Raw genomic sequence first — 483 nt, forward strand, 5'->3', positions numbered from 1 at the left:
AGCGTAAGCCGGCGACGATCGGCGAAATCTTGACGGAAGAATTCATGCAGCCGCTTGACCTGACGCAGGCGGCGCTGGCCGAGGCAATGGGCGTTCAACGCAAGCACGTGAACGAATTGTGCAACGACCGGCGTAACGTGACGGCGGCAACCGCGCTGATTTTGGCGCGCGTGTTTGGCAACAGCCCGGACTTCTGGCTCAACGTACAGCGGCGCAGCGACTTATGGGATGCCATGCACAGCCCCAAGGAACGAGCGCGGATCGAGCGCGCGAAGCCGCTGGCGACAGCAGCGTAGCCCGAAATCGCCTCTAAGCTGGGTGGTGGGGCGCGTCGCATCTCCAACTGGCCCAATTGCCGCTACGACAGAATGCCTCCAAATAATAACAGCATGCTCTAAAGTTGCTTTACGTACCTCATTTTCTGGGCTAGCTTGAATCCCGGAGGAATTCAGGTGTTGTATCTCAGCTACATTGGATTTGCTG

Annotated in this window: 1 protein-coding gene; it reads left to right on the forward strand. The window is 58.0% G+C overall.

The features are described from left to right. Positions 1–296: HigA family addiction module antitoxin (locus tag AC1D0P_RS28810; protein WP_477679859.1), on the forward strand; the 296-nt coding region annotated here is incomplete at its 5' end. Positions 297–483 lie beyond the last annotated feature (187 nt).

The sequence above is a fragment of the Polaromonas sp. P1_G2 genome, from assembly GCF_056405515.1.